General features: G+C 43.5%; 19 protein-coding genes. 6 read left to right on the top strand and 13 right to left on the bottom strand.

Going from position 1 to position 19,189, the window contains the following annotated elements; translation table 11 throughout:
• Window positions 1–10: 10 nt before the first annotated feature.
• Genes sdhA through sdhC form a run of 3 tightly spaced genes read right to left on the bottom strand, consistent with a single transcriptional unit; the run spans window position 11 to window position 2,500 of the window.
• Window positions 11–1,783: a succinate dehydrogenase flavoprotein subunit gene (gene sdhA, locus AWH61_RS06890; RefSeq protein WP_014949447.1), complete on the bottom strand. Its 1,773-nt coding sequence runs from the start codon at window positions 1,781–1,783 to the stop codon at window positions 11–13.
• 1 nt (window position 1,784) lies between these two features.
• A complete protein-coding gene (sdhD, locus tag AWH61_RS06885; RefSeq protein WP_075176567.1) occupies window positions 1,785–2,132 on the bottom strand; it encodes a succinate dehydrogenase, hydrophobic membrane anchor protein in 348 nt (115 codons plus the stop codon).
• Window positions 2,126–2,500, bottom strand: a complete 375-nt coding sequence (sdhC, locus tag AWH61_RS06880; RefSeq protein WP_014949445.1) for a succinate dehydrogenase, cytochrome b556 subunit — start codon at window positions 2,498–2,500, stop codon at window positions 2,126–2,128. The genes sdhD and sdhC overlap by 7 nt, the downstream gene beginning before the upstream one ends.
• A gap of 704 nt (window positions 2,501–3,204) precedes the next feature.
• Here sdhC and AWH61_RS06875 point away from each other — a divergent pair.
• Window positions 3,205–4,482, top strand: coding sequence for a citrate synthase (locus tag AWH61_RS06875; protein ID WP_014949444.1), 1,278 nt, complete (start codon window positions 3,205–3,207; stop codon window positions 4,480–4,482).
• 99 nt (window positions 4,483–4,581) lie between these two features.
• A complete protein-coding gene (locus AWH61_RS06870; protein WP_014949443.1) occupies window positions 4,582–5,004 on the top strand; it encodes a DUF3429 domain-containing protein in 423 nt (140 codons plus the stop codon).
• A 263-nt stretch (window positions 5,005–5,267) separates the two neighbouring features.
• On the opposite strand, the gene AWH61_RS06860 is transcribed toward AWH61_RS06870, so the two are convergent.
• The 4 genes from AWH61_RS06860 to AWH61_RS06845 all read right to left on the bottom strand — a co-directional run bounded on the left by AWH61_RS06860 (window position 5,268) and on the right by AWH61_RS06845 (window position 9,455).
• The gene (locus AWH61_RS06860) at window positions 5,268–6,728 is read right to left on the bottom strand and encodes a phosphohexomutase domain-containing protein (RefSeq protein WP_075176566.1); all 1,461 of its coding nucleotides are present in this window, start codon (window positions 6,726–6,728) and stop codon (window positions 5,268–5,270) included.
• A gap of 194 nt (window positions 6,729–6,922) precedes the next feature.
• Entirely contained in the window at window positions 6,923–7,426 is a 504-nt protein-coding gene (locus tag AWH61_RS06855; protein WP_075176565.1) for a GNAT family N-acetyltransferase, read from the bottom strand.
• A gap of 115 nt (window positions 7,427–7,541) precedes the next feature.
• Window positions 7,542–8,405, bottom strand: coding sequence for a pirin family protein (locus AWH61_RS06850; RefSeq protein WP_075176564.1), 864 nt, complete (start codon window positions 8,403–8,405; stop codon window positions 7,542–7,544).
• Between the two features lie 84 nt (window positions 8,406–8,489).
• Entirely contained in the window at window positions 8,490–9,455 is a 966-nt protein-coding gene (locus AWH61_RS06845; protein ID WP_014949438.1) for a glutathione S-transferase family protein, read from the bottom strand.
• Window positions 9,456–9,675: 220 nt separating this feature from the next.
• On the opposite strand from AWH61_RS06845, the gene tcdA reads away from it, so the two are divergent.
• Both tcdA and AWH61_RS06835 read left to right on the top strand, forming a co-directional pair.
• The gene (gene tcdA, locus AWH61_RS06840) at window positions 9,676–10,452 is read left to right on the top strand and encodes a tRNA cyclic N6-threonylcarbamoyladenosine(37) synthase TcdA (RefSeq protein ID WP_014949437.1); all 777 of its coding nucleotides are present in this window, start codon (window positions 9,676–9,678) and stop codon (window positions 10,450–10,452) included.
• Window positions 10,453–10,563: 111 nt separating this feature from the next.
• Complete coding sequence (locus AWH61_RS06835) at window positions 10,564–10,977, top strand: hypothetical protein (RefSeq protein WP_014949436.1); 414 nt, start codon at window positions 10,564–10,566, stop codon at window positions 10,975–10,977.
• A 90-nt stretch (window positions 10,978–11,067) separates the two neighbouring features.
• Here AWH61_RS06835 and AWH61_RS06830 read toward each other — a convergent pair whose 3' ends face one another.
• On the bottom strand, window positions 11,068–11,538 hold the full coding sequence (locus AWH61_RS06830) for a DUF2919 family protein (RefSeq protein WP_014976532.1): 471 nt from the start codon (window positions 11,536–11,538) through the stop codon (window positions 11,068–11,070).
• A 305-nt stretch (window positions 11,539–11,843) separates the two neighbouring features.
• Here AWH61_RS06830 and rimO point away from each other — a divergent pair, with 305 nt between their 5' ends.
• Together rimO and AWH61_RS06820 are read left to right on the top strand one after the other, a co-directional pair.
• The gene (gene rimO, locus AWH61_RS06825; RefSeq protein WP_014949434.1) at window positions 11,844–13,298 is read left to right on the top strand and encodes a 30S ribosomal protein S12 methylthiotransferase RimO; all 1,455 of its coding nucleotides are present in this window, start codon (window positions 11,844–11,846) and stop codon (window positions 13,296–13,298) included.
• Between the two features lie 161 nt (window positions 13,299–13,459).
• Window positions 13,460–14,272, top strand: coding sequence for a substrate-binding periplasmic protein (locus AWH61_RS06820; protein ID WP_014949433.1), 813 nt, complete (start codon window positions 13,460–13,462; stop codon window positions 14,270–14,272).
• Window positions 14,273–14,430: 158 nt separating this feature from the next.
• Here AWH61_RS06820 and AWH61_RS06815 read toward each other — a convergent pair whose 3' ends face one another.
• The 5 genes from AWH61_RS06815 to msbA form a co-directional block, all read right to left on the bottom strand.
• Window positions 14,431–15,090 carry an SDR family oxidoreductase gene (locus tag AWH61_RS06815; protein ID WP_014976529.1) on the bottom strand — a complete coding sequence of 220 codons (660 nt, stop codon included), beginning with the start codon at window positions 15,088–15,090 and terminating at the stop codon, window positions 14,431–14,433.
• A 131-nt stretch (window positions 15,091–15,221) separates the two neighbouring features.
• Window positions 15,222–15,971, bottom strand: coding sequence for a 3-deoxy-manno-octulosonate cytidylyltransferase (gene kdsB / locus AWH61_RS06810; protein ID WP_075176563.1), 750 nt, complete (start codon window positions 15,969–15,971; stop codon window positions 15,222–15,224).
• A gap of 42 nt (window positions 15,972–16,013) precedes the next feature.
• Window positions 16,014–16,208: a Trm112 family protein gene (locus AWH61_RS06805; RefSeq protein WP_014949430.1), complete on the bottom strand. Its 195-nt coding sequence runs from the start codon at window positions 16,206–16,208 to the stop codon at window positions 16,014–16,016.
• A 5-nt stretch (window positions 16,209–16,213) separates the two neighbouring features.
• Window positions 16,214–17,245 carry a tetraacyldisaccharide 4'-kinase gene (gene lpxK, locus AWH61_RS06800; RefSeq protein WP_075176562.1) on the bottom strand — a complete coding sequence of 344 codons (1,032 nt, stop codon included), beginning with the start codon at window positions 17,243–17,245 and terminating at the stop codon, window positions 16,214–16,216.
• Window positions 17,242–18,990 (bottom strand): lipid A export permease/ATP-binding protein MsbA, encoded by a 1,749-nt coding sequence (gene msbA, locus AWH61_RS06795; protein ID WP_075176561.1) that lies wholly within the window; start codon window positions 18,988–18,990, stop codon window positions 17,242–17,244. The genes lpxK and msbA overlap by 4 nt, the downstream gene beginning before the upstream one ends.
• Window positions 18,991–19,189 lie beyond the last annotated feature (199 nt).

Here is a 19,189-nt window from a genome sequence, read left to right as displayed (position 1 = left end):
GTTGCCTCTCTTAATATGAACGCACTTTAGGCGGGAATGCTTCCCTAAGCTTAGGCGCCATATTCACTTCACGTTTAAGCATTTTATCAGTGTTCGGATCGTAGATGCTGTGGCATAACCAATTATCGTCATCACGGTCCGGGAAGTCGAAGCGGCTGTGAGCACCACGGCTTTCCGTTCTGAAGTTCGCTGCTACTGCTGTGCTGTACGCGGTTTCCATTAGGTTATCAAGCTCTAAACATTCAATACGCTGGGTATTGAAGTCTGCGCTCTTGTCGTCAAGGCGTGCATGCTTAAGACGCTCGCGAATTTCGCTAAGCTCTTTAAGACCTTCCGCCATTGCTTCACCTTCACGGAATACTGAGAAGTTAAGCTGCATGCATTTCTGCAAGTCTTTCTTAATTTGTACTGGGTCTTCGCCCTTACCTTTCTCTGAATTTTCCCAACGGTTGAAACGCGTCATAGAGGCTTCAAGATCAGACTCTGATGCGTCGCGTGTTGGTGCCATTTCAGACAATGTCTTACCAAGGTGTAAACCGGTCGCGCGACCAAATACAACAAGGTCAAGAAGTGAGTTACCGCCAAGACGGTTCGCACCGTGTACAGATACACAGGCTATCTCACCACAAGCAAATAGACCGTTAACAACCTTGTCGTTACCGTTTTCATCAACCGTTAGACATTGGCCATCAACATTTGTAGGAATACCACCCATCATATAGTGACAAGTAGGAATTACTGGAATTGGCTCTTTCACTGGGTCAACGTGTGCAAACGTACGTGAAAGTTCAAGGATACCAGGTAGACGAGACTCAAGAACGTCTTTACCAAGGTGGTCAAGCTTAAGCTTAATGTGAGTCCCCCATGGGCCTTCACAACCACGACCTTCACGAATTTCAGTCATCATTGAACGCGCAACAACGTCACGACCAGCAAGGTCTTTCGCGTTAGGCGCATAACGTTCCATGAAACGTTCGCCGTCTTTGTTTAGAAGGTAACCACCTTCACCACGACAACCTTCTGTTACCAATGTTCCTGCGCCAGCGATACCCGTTGGGTGGAACTGCCACATTTCCATATCTTGAACTGCAACGCCTGCACGAAGTGCCATACCAACACCGTCACCGGTATTGATGTGTGCATTTGTAGTAGATGCGTAGATACGACCCGCACCACCTGTTGCAAGTACAACTGCGCGAGACTTGAAGTAAACTACTTCACCAGATTCGATATCAATCGCGGTACAACCAACAACGTCTCCGTCTTGGTTCTTAACTAGGTCAAGTGCATACCACTCAGAGAAAACTTTTGTTTTGTTCTTTACGTTTTGCTGGTAAAGAAGGTGTAGAAGCGCGTGACCAGTACGGTCAGCTGCAGCTGCTGTACGAGCGCCCTGCTCGCCACCAAAGTTCTTAGACTGACCGCCAAAAGGACGCTGGTAGATTTTACCGTTTTCGAAACGAGAAAATGGTAGACCCATATTTTCCATTTCGATAATTGCTTCCGGACCAGTTTTACACATGTATTCGATAGCGTCTTGGTCACCGATATAATCAGAACCCTTAACGGTGTCATACATGTGCCATTCCCAATTGTCTTCGTGTGAATTACCAAGTGCTACAGTAATACCACCTTGAGCAGACACAGTATGAGAACGGGTTGGAAATACTTTTGATAACAGTGCACATGATTTACCAGACTGCGAAATCTGTAGTGCTGCGCGCATACCTGCACCGCCAGCACCAATTACTACTGCATCAAACTCGTGAACGGGTAAACTCATTTTACACTCCCCACAATACGAATAGGCCAACAGCTACATAGCCGAATGCGATAATATTTAAGATATATTGTAGTCCTGCGCGCAGACCTGCTGATTTAACATAGTCTGTAAGCACCTGCCAAAGGCCGATGCGCACGTGGATCATCACTGCTACTAGTGTTGCCAATGTGAAAACTTTCATAGCCAGGCCAGAGAACAACCCTCGCCATTCGATAAACGTTAGGTTATCGGTGGTAATAAAGAACCACGCCATGAAAACCGAGTACGCGAAAATAATTGCTGCTGTAGCGCGAAGTGAAACGTAGTCTTGTACGCCGTCACGCTTAATGCTTGCTTGGTTGGTTACCATAATGCAACTCCCAATACTACGGTCAGTACAACCCAAAGTGCGATTACTGCTTTTGCACTTGTGTTACCCGACTCTAATTCTTCCCAGTGACCTAAATCCATAACAACGTGTCTTAGGCCGCCTAGAATGTGATATGTCAGCGCTGAAGCTGTGCCAATTGCGACAAATTTTCCAAAGAAACCGTCCATGATTGCTTGTACGTCCGCGAAACCTTCAGGCGAATGAACAGAAACTGCCCATGCCCAGATAACAAAAAGTAGCGCGAAGAACATTGCAACACCGGTTACACGGTGGAGAATTGACGAAATAGCAGAGGGCGGAAATTTAATAGTATTGAGTTCTAAATTTACTGGTCTTTGCTTTTTCACAATGTATGCCTGTTTAATCCGTAGGGGATAATGAATTTCTTACCTTTATTATGTCCTGAGTAAGTGAATTCGATTTTTAACCTGTTAATTGCCTCATCCACTGAGTTGTTAACAATTTGTGAATTATTCTTTAATGCCTGTAACAGAATAATTATTCCATTTCCAAAGCACCGCTGAGTATATCCAGCGTAGTATATAATTACAATTTTTTGTGCCGTAGTAAGACTTTAGTCGCTATATACACTTCTATGATAATTATTTTGAATAAAAAGAGATCAAAATTGAGCGCAACACGTTTAAACGAGCGCAATTACAGTGTTAAGAAGTTTACCAGCAGCTAAATGGAATAACTATGCATAACAACGAGAAATTAAGCACTTTTAATCTGTATGCGTATTTATTCCTCATCAAAAGGTTACTTTTTAAACTAACCTGTTAATATATTTATCGTTCGGTGGTTTACCTTTATCGAAAAGCCATTGATAATTGCACCGTATCGGGCAAAGTGAAATCCCAACGAGTTAATTAATCGTTATCTGATTGCTAGTATTTTTTTAAGCAATTCGGAATATTTATTGTGCAAATATGCAATTAAATTGACTTGTTGGTGCATAATAAAGTACAAATACGCCCACTTTTCCCAACGAAGCGGATATTTTCGTCCGTTTTCGCTGCAAACAGAACCATTCTGAGGAGAGCATTTTATGGCAGATCAGAAAGCCATTCTTAAAGCCGGCGGTAAGGAAATCGAGCTTCCTATCTTGTCTGGCACCGAAGGACAAGATGTAATCGATGTCCGTACGTTAGGCCAGCACGGTTATTTCACGTACGACCCAGGTTTTATGGCGACAGGATCTTGCGAGTCTTCAATTACCTACATTGATGGCGCTCAAGGTGTATTATTACACCGCGGTTTCCCTATCGAAGAACTAGCGCGTGATGCAGACTACTTAGAAGTTTGTCACATGCTTCTTCACGGTGATGCACCAACAAAAGAACAGTACGAAGAATTTAAAGAGACAATTACTCGTCACACCATGGTACATGAACAAATTAACATGTTCTTCCACGGTTTCCGCAACGACGCCCACCCTATGGCAATGCTATGTGGTACCGTTGGCGCGATGTCTTCGTTCTACCACAGCGATTTAGACGTTTCTAATGAAGAACAGCGCATTCGCAGCGCGCACCGTCTAATTGCTAAAATGCCTACTCTTGTTGCTATGTGCTACAAGTATAATGTAGGTCAGCCGTTTGTTTATCCACGAAACGACTTAAGCTATGCAGCTAACTTCCTGAACATGATGTTCTCTGTACCAGCAGAAGAATATCAAATCAGCCCAGCTGTTGAGCGCGCGATGGACCGTATCTTTACGCTTCACGCAGACCACGAACAGAATGCTTCAACGTCTACCGTTCGTCTTGCCGGTTCTTCTGGTGCGAACCCATATGCATGTATTTCTGCTGGTGTTGCTTCACTTTGGGGTCCTGCTCATGGTGGTGCAAACGAAGCATGTCTGAACATGCTAGAAGAAATTGGCACAGTTGATCGTATTCCTGAGTTTATTGCACGCGCTAAAGACAAGAATGACCCATTCCGTCTTATGGGCTTCGGTCACCGTGTTTATAAGAACCACGATCCACGTGCAACGGTAATGCGTGAAAGTTGTCACGAAGTACTAAGCGAACTTAATGTTAAAGATCCACTACTAGAAGTAGCAATGGAGCTTGAAAAGATTGCATTGAGTGACCCGTACTTTGCAGAGAAGAAACTGTTCCCGAACGTAGACTTCTATTCTGGTATCGTACTTAAAGCGATTGGTATTCCAACTAACATGTTTACGTGTATTTTTGCACTGTCTCGTACAGTAGGTTGGATTTCACACTGGCATGAAATGATGAGCGACCCTAAACAAAAAATTGGTCGTCCTCGTCAGCTTTACACTGGTCATAACCAGCGTAAGTACACGCCAATTAAGTAGTAAATTAGTAAATACTGAACTAAGTATTACGCTTAATAGTAAAAATAGCGCCTTTAAGGCGCTATTTTTGTTTATACAAGATTACTTCAAGGAACAACAATGCCCTATTCAGCGGTTTTTCTAGGTATTGCCGGTCTCATTCCTTTTGTGGCTATGCCACTGGCTTATCAGCTTAACCTGTTATCGCTTACACAAAGCGCCGTTTACTTTGTCCAATACTCAGCCGTGCTATTGTCTTTCTTTGGTGGTATCCATTGGTGGGACGCAATAAGTAATCAACGTTACGACAAGCAAATGTTAGTCGCTATGTTGCCGACCATAATTGGGTGGTTGTGTTTAGTGTTCTCTCACGACGTGAAGGTGTTTGGCGTTTTATCGCTAAGCTACGTCGCCGTACTTATTTACGACAAGTTTATCCTTAGTCTTCCTAAAGAGCAGATTGTAAGTTACATAAGCTTGCGGATGGGATTAACAAGTGTCGTTGTTATCTGTCACGCCTGGATGATTTACTTGCTCGTATAACGTTACTACTAACAGCTTAGCGTTAAAGGCATGACATTAGTTAATTGCAAAAAAGTAATAGAGGCAAAAGCCTGCGGTGATTAAGCGAGTGTCTAACTCAAACCGCAAAGTTACGCATAACCAGCTTAAGCGATTGATAAATAGAGCTTTAACAAGTTCAAATCTCGAAAACAAAAAAGGCGATAATATCACTATATTATCGCCTTCGTTTTTTACTTATCTAGGGCCTGTTGACCTAGCGTTATTAACGAAAAGTACCGTGGTTATTCAGCGCGAATGAGCGAAAGTAGCTCTTCGGTTTTTTGTTCCATCAACGCTATGTCGCCTTTACTTTCAACGTTTAAACGAATAACTGGCTCAGTATTCGATTTACGTAAATTAAAGCGCCATGTGCCAAACTCCAGACCCAAACCATCAGTAGTATCGATTACGCTGGCTAGTGGCTGATATTTACTTGTAACGCGTTCCAGCGCTGCGTCAGCATCTTTTAGTTTACTGTTAATTTCACCAGAAGATGGAAACGCTTCAATTCGCGCTTTTACCATACTCGCTAGTGTTTGCTTTTTCACACACACCAATTCGGCAATTAACAACCAAGGGATCATGCCCGAATCACAGTAGGCAAAATCTCTAAAGTAATGGTGCGCACTCATTTCACCGCCATAGACCGCATCTTCTTTGCGCATACGCTCCTTAATGAACGCATGGCCGGTTTTCGACTTAATGGGTGTACCACCTGCATTCGCTACGATATCTTCTGTATTCCAGTATACGCGAGGGTCATAAATGATTTTACTGTCGGTGTTTTTCTCGATAAAGGCTTCAGCAAGCAAGCCAACGATATAATATCCTTCAATAAATTCACCATCAGCGTCAAACAAGAAGCAACGGTCGAAATCACCATCCCATGCAATGCCAAAATCAGCTCCCGACGCTTTAACAGCGTCAGCCGTATCAGCACGGTTTTCAGGTAACAATGGATTGGGGATGCCGTTTGGAAATGTACCATCAGCATTGTGATGTACTTTAACAAACTCTATCGGAACACCCTGCACTTTCATTTCTTTTTCAATAGCGTCTAGCGCGGGGCCTGCGGCACCATTACCTGCATTAACCACCACTTTTAACGGCGTAAAATTGCTCAAATTAACGTAAGAAAGCATGTGAGAAACATAGTCAGACATACACGATTTAACCGCATATTTATCGGTCTCAGAAAGCTTGTCTTCTTTTACATGGGCCGTACCGTTAAAAAACGCATCAGCACCAATCAACGCACCCTCAGTGTAGTGTGCTAATCGCTCTGACACGAAGCTATCTTCTAGTGCTTCCGCTTTCTCTTTTATCGCGTTTAGGCCTGTGTCGCCACTAATTGGAACAGAGCCTGACTTCACTAGTTTCATACCGTTGTAATTAATGGGGTTATGACTTGCCGTTACTTCAATACCACCATCAACGCCAAGGTGTTTGGTAGCGAAGTAAATTTCTTCTGTTCCTGCCATGCCAATATCTGTCACTGTTGCACCAGCATCGATTAGACCCGCGCTTAACGCTAATTTTAATGGTGTTGACGTAAGACGCACATCACTACCAACAACAACAGTTTTCGCATTTAATTCTTGCGCAAAAGCATAGCCAATTCGATACGCTACATCTTCAGTCAGTTGTGAGTTCAATTCGCCACGAATATCGTACGCTTTAAAGCAGGTAATTGGGGTTGCCATTTGGATCGAAATTCCCTGTGTTTTAACTATTTATGATTACATTATCGCTTTTTACAACAAAAAAGCGCATACGCCCCTTTGTTATCGTCGTAAAAGAGATTAGACATACTGATATTAAATCACTAGAGGGAGTGAATTACTAATTCAATTTGAACAGCACAACGTTTTGCTAACGCTGTTTTCAACTGATGAGTTTAAAGCGCGAGTTCGAAGTAGATACTGTTATGGAAAGCGCCTTGATGACGATACTTTCGGCGAAAGCACAGCTTTGGACTAAAACCATTCTTGATAAGAACTTTTTCAGAAGCGGCGTTATTATCCATGACTTCAGCAGTGAGCAATTTTATGCCCATGCTTTTGGCCTCCTCAATTAAAAATGAGACGCAGCGAGAAGCAATGCCTTTTCCACAATCCTTCTCTGCAACTCGATAGCCGATTTCCGCCTTGTCGCCTGCTCTATTTTTGATGTTAGCACGCGCTACAATCTGGTTATTTCGTTGCTCATCAACAAGCAAATAACCCCAAGCTCTTTCCTGCTGTTGTAAGTAAAGCAATTCGCTAATGTGGTAGCCAACGCCATCCAATGAATAGAACGCTGCCTCTCTTGGTGCGATAGACGATTCAAAATAGGCTTTGTTACTACGCTCAAATTCTAAAAGTGATAGCACGTGTTTTTCGGCGACGCTTTCAAAATGCATTGGCAGTGCTACTCCTTGCTGAACCTAATGAAGAGGTATTGATTAAAAGCCCAGTCTAATACCAGTCCGCATAGATAATTACCCATAGTCGAATCAAAACAGGCAAACCTTGTATCTACTTTGCTAATGAACCGCTTTGGTAATCGTTAAATGCCTGAACAATTTCCTGCTGAGTGTTCATTACAAAAGGCCCATATTGGACCACAGGCTCTTCAATAGGTTTACCTGAGACCACTATAAACTTACAACCCGTATCAGCGGATACAGATAGCTGCTTGCCACTTTGTGACAAAACACCCAGCTCTCCCTGCGACACAATTGTTTCTATGCTAAGTTCGCCGCTATTAATGACCACGCTTCCCTCGTACACATAAATAAAGGCAGCTTCATCCGAACCCAGTGTAATTTCCGAACTCCCGCTTCGTAGTGCAACGTCTAAAAAAGTAGGAGCAACCGCCGTTGTCTTCACAGGCCCTTTCACACCGTCAATTTCACCTGCTAACACTTTGATTACTGCATCTTGAATGTGTACTGTAGGCACACTATCTGGCTGTATGTCTTGATAGTTCGGCGCTGACATTTTCTCTGCGGCCGGAAGATTCACCCACAGCTGAAAGCCTTGTAACAAGCCCTCCTCCTGCTCTGGCATTTCTTCATGTATTATGCCTCGACCCGCGTTCATCCATTGAATGCCACCAGCATCAATAACCCCCTCATTGCCTACAGAGTCTTTATGGCGCATTTTTCCTGCAAGCATATAAGTAACTGTCTGAAAACCACGGTGAGGATGTGGTGGAAAACCAGCAATGTATTCACCTGGATTATCTGAACCAAAAAAATCCAACATTAAAAAGGGATCGAGGCGAGGTAGATCAGGTTGTCCGATAATACGAGTAAGCGACACCCCCGCGCCATCACTTGTTGGCATACCTGTAACCACTTTCTCTATCGATTTTTGTTCACTCACTTCCACTGACATAATGTGTATCTACCTTAAATCTTAACCTTCACTATCTTTTACGAGCTTCACGTTTAGCTTTTTGTATTACCGACCTTGGGTGCTTCAACGTCCCATTTTATCGCGACCGTGAGGCGACATAAGATCTTGCTCTGGCCCAACGGGGATTACCTGGGTTGGATTTATCATAGTATGGCTGTAGTAATAGTGCCTTTTGATATGGTCGAAGTTTACCGTTTCAGCAACACCCGGAACTTGATAAAGTTCTTTCATATAGCCGTAAATATTTGGATAGTCTGCAATTTGTTTTTTATTGCATTTAAAGTGCCCGTGATACACAGCGTCGAAGCGTATCAGCGTGGTAAATAAGCGCCAGTCAGCTTCTGTTATTTTGCTGCCAACCAAATAACGTTGTTTACTCAACCTTTCTTCAACCCTATCTAGCGCGCAGAACAATGCAGTTACTGCCTCTTCATAGGCCTCTTGCGTTGTAGCAAATCCAGCTTTATACACGCCATTATTTATGTCGTGATACACCATATTGTTGATGGCATCAATTTCTTCACGTTGGGCGTTAGGATAATAATCGTCTTCATTATTAGTCAGTGAATTAAACCCACTGTTAAAAATACGAATAATTTCAGCTGATTCATTATTAACGATAGTTTCTGTTCGTTTATCCCAAAGGATTGGAACAGTGACACGGGTGGTTATCTCAGGTTTTGCCTTAGTATAAATTTGATGCGCATAATCAAAGTTATAAAGCTTATCCCCCGTTGATCCTGGGTAACCTTTAAACTCCCAGCCTTGATCAAGCATCTCAGGGTGTACCACCGAAACATCAATATGCGCTTCCAATCCCTTTAACTTTCTAAATATGAGCGCTCTGTGGGCCCAAGGACAAGCTAACGAGACATAAAGATGATAGCGACCAGATTCAGCGGGAAACGTGGAACCATCTTCGTTACTGACTTTGTCACGAAATTTAGATGCTTGGCGCTCAAATTTCCCACCATTTTTGCTGGTGTCGTACCACTTGTCTTGCCATTTTCCATCAACGAGTAAGCCCATATGCCTGCCCCTTTTTATTACTTCATTAAACAATGAATTCATTTAAACATGTATTGGGTAGAACGTATGTCGCTTAAAATCGGATTTATTATTCGAAAAAACTGGAGTGTATTGATCTTTAGTGTCCACTTTTGAGATGATGCGCGCCCTGCTAGCGTACTTGCACGTTTTTGTGTGAACACACGCCTTTGAGTTAGTTTATTTTTAAGTGAAGTGAAACATGTCTGATGATCCACGTTTAGGCGGTATTGTGCGTTTATATGGCGCACAGCAAACTAATAATTTAGCCAACAGTCATGTGGCTGTAGTCGGCATTGGCGGTGTGGGAAGTTGGACTGCAGAAGCACTAGCTCGTTCGGGCATAGGTACTATAACCCTTATTGATTTAGACGATGTTTGCGTAACTAATACAAATCGCCAAATTCACGCGCTTTCCAATACCATAGGAGAAGCAAAGGTCGACGCCATTGCATCGAGAATTCACTTGATAAATCCTGCTTGCAAAGTGAATTGTATTGAGGATTTTGTCACTCCAGAAAATACGGCTACGCTTTTAACCAAAGAAATGCACGCTGTAGTCGATGCCACTGACAGTATTCGCGCTAAAGCGGCGATGATAGCTCACTGTAAACGCAACAAAATTCCTATTGTTACGGTTGGCGGTGCGGGCGGTCAAATAGACCCAACTCAAGTCACTAAAGGCGATTTAGCTAAAACAACACAAGACCCCCTAGCAGCTAAGCTACGCAGTGAGCTTAGACGTAACTATAATTTTAGTAAAAACCCAAAACGCCGCTTTGGCGTTGAGTGTATCTATTCAACAGAGCAATTGCGCTACCCACAACCTGACGGCTCGGTTTGTTACAACAAATCTGCAATGGAAGGTGGTACTCGACTAGACTGTGCAGGCGGCTTTGGTGCTGTGGTCACGGTAACCGCCACCTTTGGTATGTTTGCCGCTGCAAGTGTAATAAATAGATTAACTGGACAAAAATAGACTTTGGCCGATAACTTGCGCACAATAGCCAAAAACTTATAACACCTTGTCTTAACGACTTTTTAAGCGTTAGCGTGTTATAACAAAAGTATCGGTGAGAAGGAGAACAACATGTCACCTGATGAACTCAATAAATTAATGGCAGATTGCGCGAAGGACGCTGTGGTAACAGCAGCTGATGAGTTCGATATTGTACTCGACCACTCACCCGCTAGCGTAGCACTGGTGGACGACATTTTACTTAGTTTCGTAGATAAATATCACGACTTAGCGTTAGAAGATGAAGCAGTGTTCACCATCTGTAATATCTTTGGCGCTTACGTTGGAGAAATTTTAAAAGCGCAGCTAGATGGTGAATGGATTTACGATCAGTCAAATCCTAAAGCACCTGCCGTTTTTCTTCAGGTTGGTGAAAATACCTATGCCTTAGCGGGTATTTGCTATGAACGTCTGGTTAACGACAGTCAAATCAGCGTATTTGCCTACTATGAACAGGCGTTGGGGAACCACTTACGCAGCCACTAACGTTCTCACAGATTTTGCACTCAGTTTAACGTCTGTTCAATTGAGTGCATTAACTATATTTCCAATAAAGATGTTTTTGGAGAATGAGGTTCAAGGGTTAGGTGTTTCCCAATCCTCTACCATCCACTTTAAATGACGACTTTTTGAAATTGCGTACAAGGCTATACTGTAAAAAACGATTTTTACACCCGTAATAGTTTCAAACCCCCAGTGATGATGCATAGCGTAGTAAAGCTGCACACTCAACAATGCCAACACTCCCAATTGAGCCAGCGGAATAACCCATCGGCGCCATGCTAAAAAGCCTTTTTTCCATAAGCGATCTCGTTGGCTAACCAAAGATAACGCAATTAACACAGGTAAACTTGCCGCTAACCCCAACCCTAACGTTTCTTTTTGTGGGTAAAAGAACGTGAGTAGCTCACTAGTTTGAGTGCGGGAAGCCAGAGAAAAGACGAACGCTAGCCAGTCAATGCATAGAAGTATAAACACGCTGTAAAGCCAACGGGGAGGTAAAATTCGCCCTGACTCATCATAAAAAGTTAGCGGTAATTTAAGCATGCATTCACTTCTATTTTATTAATTTGAACCCTAAAGCGCATTCAACTCTGATGATGTTTACTTTCAAGAAGTAATAAATGTGGGGGTGAGTAAGGTATTTTTAAACCTCGTTCGTGCCGCTTTTACAATGAAACCCGTGGCCGTTTAAACTTGTTTTCACATTTAGTGCCTAAATTACTCTGTACTGTGAGAATGCGTCAATAATTTATATCTTGGTCGCTAATTATATATACTGCGTACAAGCGTGTTTTCCTGTATAATCCGCGGCCATTTTAAGCTCAGTCATTTTCCAGGTGATATTTTAGATGACAGTAGAAACGTTTAATCCAAACAAAGTAGTAAATAAAACCACCACGCTAGAAACGCCAGTGAAGGTATTAAGTGACAACAAACCTTCGCAACAAAGCAATGGCAGCAGAATTGGTTTTGTTAGCTTAGGTTGCCCTAAGAACTTAGTTGATTCAGAGCGTATTCTTACTCAACTTCGCACCGAAGGTTATGACGTAGTCCCTACCTACAACGATGCCGACTTGGTTATCGTTAACACCTGTGGATTCATTGACGCGGCGGTAGAAGAGTCATTAGACACCATAGGCGAAGCACTTAAAGAAAACGGCAAAGTTATCGTTACCGGGTGTTTAGGTGTTAAAGAAGACGAAATTAGAGAGCTTCATCCAAATGTACTGGCTATCACGGGGCCTCATGCCTACGAAACGGTAGTTGAGCAAGTACACGATCATCTTCCAAAACCCCAGCACAATCCGTTTGAAGATCTGATCCCTGACCATGGTGTAAAATTAACGCCTCGTCATTATGCTTATTTAAAGATTTCAGAAGGCTGTAACCACCGTTGCACGTTCTGTATCATTCCTTCTATGCGTGGCGACCTTGTCAGCCGCCCAGTGGGTAACGTACTCGATGAAGCTAAGCGTTTGAAAGACGCTGGTGTTAAAGAGCTATTGGTTATTTCACAAGACACTAGCGCCTATGGTGTTGATGTTAAGCACAGAACGGGCTTTTGGAACGGCATGCCGGTTAAAGCACACATGCAACAGTTGTGTGAAAAGCTGGGCGAAATGGGCATTTGGGTCCGTTTACATTACGTGTACCCTTACCCGCATGTGGATGACCTAATTCCACTAATGAACGAAGGTAAAATCCTTCCTTACTTGGATATTCCGTTTCAACACGCCAACAAACGTATTCTTAAGTTAATGAAACGCCCTGGTAGCGCTGAACGTGTTCTTGAGCGCGTTAAAAAGTGGCGTGAACAGTGCCCATCATTAGTCATTCGTTCGACATTCATCGTCGGCTTTCCGGGCGAAACGGAAGAAGAGTTTGAAGAGTTATTGGACTTCCTTCGCGAAGCGCAGCTTGATCGTGTTGGTGCATTCGCCTATTCCCCTGTTGAAGGTGCAAGAGCAAATGACCTCCCTGACCCAGTACCGGAAGAAGTAAAACAAGCTCGCCTTGCACGCTTCATGGAAGTACAAGGTGAAATCAGTGCCGCACGATTACAAGCGCGGATCGGAAACGAATATCAAGTTGTCATCGACAGTGTTGATGCCGAAGGTGCCGTAGGACGTACCTATGCAGACGCACCAGAAGTAGATGGTCTGGTTCATTTAAATGGTGTTTATGACGTAAAACCTGGCGATCGTGTATGGGCTGAAGTTATTCACGCTAACGAACACGACGTCTGGGCAGTATTGTCTGAAGACCAAGACGAAGAAGACGAAGGCGCTGATCCCGCGCTGTAACTTTCGATTAACTGCAGTCTAAACTCGAAAGTCATCTATTCGTTATTTTTGTAACCCTATCGGCTAATTGCCAGTCGATAGGGTTTTATGTATAACAGACCCTATACATAATTAAACAAGTAAAACTATCAATGCCATCTTCTGTGGTACGTGAATAAAATATGGCAATGTTACCCTACTCCAAACTGAAACACTCTTCCCGCCACATCTTGTCATTTGGCATAGTGCTCATTTTGACTTTCGTATTCAACCCTCGTGCACTTGCCAGTACAGAGTGCAAGACTTTACACACCGCGGGAGCACAACAGTGGTTTCCCTACGCATTTAACGAGTTTGAAGGAAGGTTGAAAGCTACGGGGATAGCATTTGACGTTTTAACCCTGCTAGCACGGGATTTAGGTGTCACACTAAAGATAGAAACCGGGCTCCCCTGGAAACGAATAGAATCCAAACTCGACGCGGGCGAGCTTGATATTTTGGCGGGAAACTATTGGAACGAAGCGCGTAGTCGAAAATGGCTTATCACCGCACCGTTTGCAGCAGAAGAGGTTTACGTTGTGCTCTCTCCTTCACTTTCTCAAACGCGAGGTACCGATCTTTCGCTTAACGCACTCGCGCAATATATTGGTGTGATGCCTCGAGGAATAAGCTTAGGTGAAAAATTCGATAGCATTAAATCAAACTTGAATATTATCGAAGTTAAAGACCACGACAAAATGTATGAAATGATGCGTCGACATCGTGCTGATTACGCAGTTTCACCACAAAGCGCAGCACTAAGCCACTTGAACGACCCAGAAAATGACGGCATGCGAATAAGCCAGTCACCGATATCTTCAAACAATGTACATTTTGCTATCTCCGCCAAATCTAAGTGCGCATCACTATTTCCAGAGTTTAACCAAGCCCTTAGCGCTCGTTTAAAAGACGGGTCTATTAAGCAAATCATTGATACGTATGATTTAACGCGCTAAAGCTATGGCGCATTGGAATCATGTAGTTAAGAACACGTGTAGTTAAGGACACGTACAGTTAAAGACAGGTGTAGTTTAAAAGTAAAAGAGCGCTTTTCGTAAGCGCTCTCTTGGTGTGATGCATTATTGATTGAGTTTGTGGCAAGCCAACATTAAACCTACCAAGGCAACTCGTCACCATTTGAATGGATGAAGCGACCTGCGTTAGATACATTTAGCTCATCTATGCGTTGTGACAAACGCTCAGCACAGGTATCAGCATCAATATCTCCCGCTCCATTCACCATTTCTGTTTGAACGAATCCAGGATGGAAAATACCTACTGCAATTCCCTTGGGTTTCAGATCATTCGCCATGGACACTCCCGCCGCGTTTAGTGCGGCTTTGGACATTCGGTAGCCATAGTAGCCGCCTGACCCATTGTCTGCCATTGAACCCATGCGACTGGTAATCATGGCAATTTTACCGTCATTTGCCATTGCCGGTAATAGTGTTTGAGTAACTAACAATGGACCTAATGCATTAACCCTAAATTGATAATCGATGGTATTTGGATCCCAATCGTCAATACTCTCGCGTCCGAGCACTCCGGCATTATTAATGAGCAAATCGATGTTAACGTCCATTAAAGGTGCAAGCTTTTCAGCCAACATTTCTGGTTGGGATACGTCCACACCTTTGATGATTGTCACACCTGCACTGTTTAGCTCGTCGCAACTGTTTCGACAGGTAGCATAAACTTTCGCACCACGTGCTTTATATTGCTTGGTAAGCGCAAGGCCTATGCCTCTGTTGCCACCGGTAATAACTACGTTCATAACGGTTCCCTTGTTACTATGTGTATGCGTTTAAAAGGTTTCACTCACCTTTTATAAGAACTGGCTGTTTAGATAAGGCTTGTTGCTAATTTACTACAAGGCGTCAGCCCTATTTCAGCACTCATTTCTTATTAACTTATAGTCTTTAAAAGACGTTCTAGATCTTCCGGGGTATCAATTCCAACTGGCGGTGGCGCTATCGCCACCTCACAGTGAATCTTATCGCCATACCATATGGCTCGAAGCTGTTCTAAGGATTCAATTTGCTCCAGAGAGCTAGGCGCATAAGCAACATATTGCTTAACGTATTCAGCACGATAGGCATAAATACCTATATGGCGTTTGTACAGCGACGTATTTGCAGATTGCGGCTTTGCCATCATGTGATCGCGTTCAAAAGGAATAGGAGAACGTGAAAAATAGATAGACTCACCCTTTTCGTTTACCAACACCTTAACGATATTGGGGTTAAACACATCCTCAACACGTTCAATAGGCGTAGATAACGTAGCCATCTGACACTGAGGCGCATTGGCAAGATTATCAGCAACCTGCCTGATGTTTTCGGCGGGAATAAATGGCTCATCCCCCTGTACGTTAACCACAATAGTAGAACTCGCCATGCCTTCTTTTTCGATAACCTCGGCAATGCGCTCTGTTCCAGATTGGTGGTTGACAGACGTCATGCATACTTGAGCAAAACCTAGCACGACGTTTTGAATACGTTCATCGTCCGTGGCAACAATGACGTTATCCGCTCCAGCTTCTTTAGCACGTTCAACCACATGTTGAATCATCGGCTTTCCATCAATAAGCGCTAAGGGTTTGCCAGGAAACCGACTTGAGCCGTATCGAGCAGGGATCACAACTGTAAATGACATAACTTTATTTCGCCCTTATTTACCACTTAGTTTAACGTTTTATTACCGTGTCGCGTCAACATCGTCTAACGACAATGCTGTTGCTTTACTTTCGATAAGTACAGGGATGCCATCTTTAATATCGAAAGCCAATCTATCAAATCGACACACTAACTGGGTGCTATCATCACTCAGAACTAATTTTCCCTTACACACTGGGCAAGCCAAAACTTCTAAAAGCTTTTTATCAAAGGCCATTGTTATTATTCCTGTCCGTCTTGGTTGATCTTCAAACCTGCCTTGGCAAGTTTCACATTTACTAAATTAAAAAAGTCTGGCGCTAAATGCGCGGTAACAGGTAAAAACCAGCAGTCGTTATGAGCAAAAGGTGCAGCTTTAACGGCGTCTTTTTCTGTCATTAATACTCTGCCATTCGGTATGTCTGACCGTGTGATCGCATGGTGATCCGCCAGCGGTGTAGCTGAAGAAAGCTGGATACCCATTTCTTTAAGCTGAGAGAAAAAACGCTGAGGTGAACCTATTCCAGCAATTGCGTTGCACGGCACTTTTTGTATCTCTTCAAGGGGACTAGTTCTTACTCTGTTTGAAACAGAGGTGAAGTCCCCAGCTACTAAGGTCATTAGATATTGAGGCGCTACAGCATGGCTAAATGTCGGCATTGAACGGCTATTATGTACTAGCGCATCAACAGTACCAAGGCGCCATTGTCCTTCGCGAAGGGGCCCCATTGGCAGCAAATAACCACTGCCTACTTTTCTATCGTCCATCACCACAATTTCAACGTCGCGATGAAGTGCGTAATGTTGAAGGCCGTCATCACAAATAATTAAATCGCAGTGTAATTCGTCACTTAAGTACGCGGCTCCACGTGCGCGGACTGGATCGATAACAACGTCGCACTGGCTTCTAATGGTCAGTAAACGAGGTTCGTCTCCCACCTCAGACGCATCATCTTCGCCTTTCACTAATCGCGGGTATTCTGGTGATTTAGCGCCATAGCCCCGACTTAAAATGCCGACCTTAATGCCCTGCTTCTGGTAATAATCGGCTAAAGCTAATACGACTGGCGTTTTGCCGTTGCCGCCCACTGATATGTTGCCAACGACAATCACGGGAGCGTTAGCCTTAAAGGCCTTTTTGAATCCAATTTTAAAAAGTAACCGGCGAATTGCCGAAATAAAGTAGAACAGCAGCGCAAATGGTGAGAGCAGCCACACTAAAGGATGGCCGAAATACCATTTATCGTGCTTGGTTTTACTTTGTGATTGACTCACTTAGTCTCACCAAATTGTAACGCGTGCAGTTGCGCGTAGTGACCACCTTTTTCAAGCAATTCGTTGTGTTTACCTTTTTCAATAATGCGCCCCTGCTCCACTACCATAATGCAATCTGCGTTTTCGATGGTAGACAAGCGGTGCGCCACAACAATGCTGGTGCATCGTTTTTGCAGCGTTTCTAATGCGTCTTGGATCAAACGCTCAGACTCTGTATCAAGGGCAGATGTCGCTTCATCCAGAATAAGTATGGGCGCTTCGGCAAGTATTGCCCTTGCAATGGCAATACGCTGACGCTGGCCGCCCGAAAGCATCAAGCCGTTTTCACCAATTACCGTATCTAGTCCTTCAGGTAAGTTCGATAAGAACTCTTCAACATGCGCCATTTTTGCCGCATTCTCGATGTCTTTGCGAGATACATTTTGGCGCGCACCATAAGCAATATTGTTAGCTATGGTATCGTTAAATAGCGTAACGTTTTGCGATACCACGGCGAACTGCGCCCGCAGATCTTTAAGATCAATATCGTTGAGCGCCGTGTCATCCAAGCGAATTTCACCTTCTTGCGGTACATAAAAGCGTGTAAGCAGCGACGAGATGGTCGATTTACCACTTCCCGAGCGCCCTACCAAAGCAATCGACTGCCCAGGGTTTGCGATAAAGCTCACATTAGATAACGCGGGCGTCTGTTTTCCTGGATAAGAAAATGTAACGTCGTCAAATTCAATTTTTCCTGTTGCGCGCTCTACTTTGGTTTTCCCTTTATCTTCTTCGTCTGCTTCATCAAGAATTTCAAAAATACTGGCGCAGGCTGCCATACCTTTTTGAAATTGGTTATTAATGGTAGTGAGCTGTTTAAGAGGTTTAAGCAGCATCACCATACAAAAGACCACATTAATAAATACGCCTGCAGTAAGCTTTTCAAGCATACCAGGCGTGCTGGCAATAAACAGAACGACTGCAAGGGCAATTGACGCTATTACCTGTATTGAAGACACACTCAAAATAGAAGTGACATTCAATTTCATTGACTGTTGACGGTTGTGATTGTTTTTCTGCTCGAAACGCTTTTGCTCTATTTCTTGACCGCCAAACATGATCACAACTTTGTGACCTTTCACCGCTTGCTCTACCGACGATGTTAGGTTGCCCATTGATTGTTGAATGTTTTTACTTACAACGCGAAAACGCTTACTAACGATAGAAACAATCACTGCCACAATCGGGCCAATTAAAAGAAATATGAGAGAAAGCTGCCATGAGTAATAGAACATGACACACAGCAAACCGATGACCAGTGCGCCTTCCCTCACCAATGTTAGCAGCGCCTTACCAGATGCATTAGCCACTTGCTCTGTATCGTAGGTGACTTTACTGATAAGCCCGCCAACCGCATGATTATCGTGAAATGCCACTGGAAGATGAATGTATTTTTCAAACAACTGCTGGCGCATGCGCATTACCACCTGAGCACCAATCCAGCTTAGCGTGTAACTACCTAAAAAGTTGAAAACACCCCGTAACAAAAAGAGCGGCACAATCGCATATGCGGCTAGACGTAGATAGTCATGGTCGTTTTTCCCCAGTGATTCGTCAATCATTGGCTGAAGCTGGGAAAATACGAAGGTATCTACCGCGGAATAACCAATCATACCGATGATGGCAAAAACGAAAGGCATTTTATACGCTTTAAGATACTGTAAAAAGCGCTTAATTTGATAATCCGAGTTGTCGGCTTGTTGCATGTAGTTTTTTTAACCTGTTTGAAACGTTAACAAAAACGCGTTGGAAGTATTGTACTCGTTCTCGCTCTAATTCACTAATATAGCGGCAAAATTGGTTAGTCTGCCAACTAAGTGAATAATGTGTGGCCACTTCATACCTATTTAAAGGTATTCGTGTACATCTTCGTTTCGTTACAAGCTAATATTTCTGTCATTTGGC

The sequence above is a fragment of the Alteromonas sp. W12 genome (assembly GCF_001924945.1).
Classification (GTDB): Bacteria; Pseudomonadota; Gammaproteobacteria; order Enterobacterales; family Alteromonadaceae; genus Alteromonas; species Alteromonas macleodii.
Note: the sequence above shows the minus strand (reverse complement) of the source record. Positions and strands in the feature narration are given on the sequence as shown.

What these genes read in the sequence shown, in the direction of transcription:
- AWH61_RS06830 (WP_014976532.1), bottom strand. Translation starts at nt 11,538, where the DNA reads ATGCTTAAATTACCGCTAACTTTTTATGATGAGTCAGGGCGAATTTTA.
- AWH61_RS06870 (WP_014949443.1), top strand. Translation starts at nt 4,582, where the DNA reads ATGCCCTATTCAGCGGTTTTTCTAGGTATTGCCGGTCTCATTCCTTTT.
- AWH61_RS06845 (WP_014949438.1), bottom strand. Translation starts at nt 9,455, where the DNA reads ATGGGCTTACTCGTTGATGGAAAATGGCAAGACAAGTGGTACGACACC.
- AWH61_RS06835 (WP_014949436.1), top strand. Translation starts at nt 10,564, where the DNA reads ATGTCACCTGATGAACTCAATAAATTAATGGCAGATTGCGCGAAGGAC.
- sdhA (WP_014949447.1), bottom strand. Translation starts at nt 1,783, where the DNA reads ATGAGTTTACCCGTTCACGAGTTTGATGCAGTAGTAATTGGTGCTGGC.
- AWH61_RS06805 (WP_014949430.1), bottom strand. Translation starts at nt 16,208, where the DNA reads ATGGCCTTTGATAAAAAGCTTTTAGAAGTTTTGGCTTGCCCAGTGTGT.
- rimO (WP_014949434.1), top strand. Translation starts at nt 11,844, where the DNA reads ATGACAGTAGAAACGTTTAATCCAAACAAAGTAGTAAATAAAACCACC.
- sdhD (WP_075176567.1), bottom strand. Translation starts at nt 2,132, where the DNA reads ATGGTAACCAACCAAGCAAGCATTAAGCGTGACGGCGTACAAGACTAC.
- AWH61_RS06820 (WP_014949433.1), top strand. Translation starts at nt 13,460, where the DNA reads ATGGCAATGTTACCCTACTCCAAACTGAAACACTCTTCCCGCCACATC.
- AWH61_RS06850 (WP_075176564.1), bottom strand. Translation starts at nt 8,405, where the DNA reads ATGTCAGTGGAAGTGAGTGAACAAAAATCGATAGAGAAAGTGGTTACA.
- tcdA (WP_014949437.1), top strand. Translation starts at nt 9,676, where the DNA reads ATGTCTGATGATCCACGTTTAGGCGGTATTGTGCGTTTATATGGCGCA.
- AWH61_RS06855 (WP_075176565.1), bottom strand. Translation starts at nt 7,426, where the DNA reads ATGCATTTTGAAAGCGTCGCCGAAAAACACGTGCTATCACTTTTAGAA.
- AWH61_RS06860 (WP_075176566.1), bottom strand. Translation starts at nt 6,728, where the DNA reads ATGGCAACCCCAATTACCTGCTTTAAAGCGTACGATATTCGTGGCGAA.
- AWH61_RS06875 (WP_014949444.1), top strand. Translation starts at nt 3,205, where the DNA reads ATGGCAGATCAGAAAGCCATTCTTAAAGCCGGCGGTAAGGAAATCGAG.
- AWH61_RS06815 (WP_014976529.1), bottom strand. Translation starts at nt 15,090, where the DNA reads ATGAACGTAGTTATTACCGGTGGCAACAGAGGCATAGGCCTTGCGCTT.
- kdsB (WP_075176563.1), bottom strand. Translation starts at nt 15,971, where the DNA reads ATGTCATTTACAGTTGTGATCCCTGCTCGATACGGCTCAAGTCGGTTT.
- msbA (WP_075176561.1), bottom strand. Translation starts at nt 18,990, where the DNA reads ATGCAACAAGCCGACAACTCGGATTATCAAATTAAGCGCTTTTTACAG.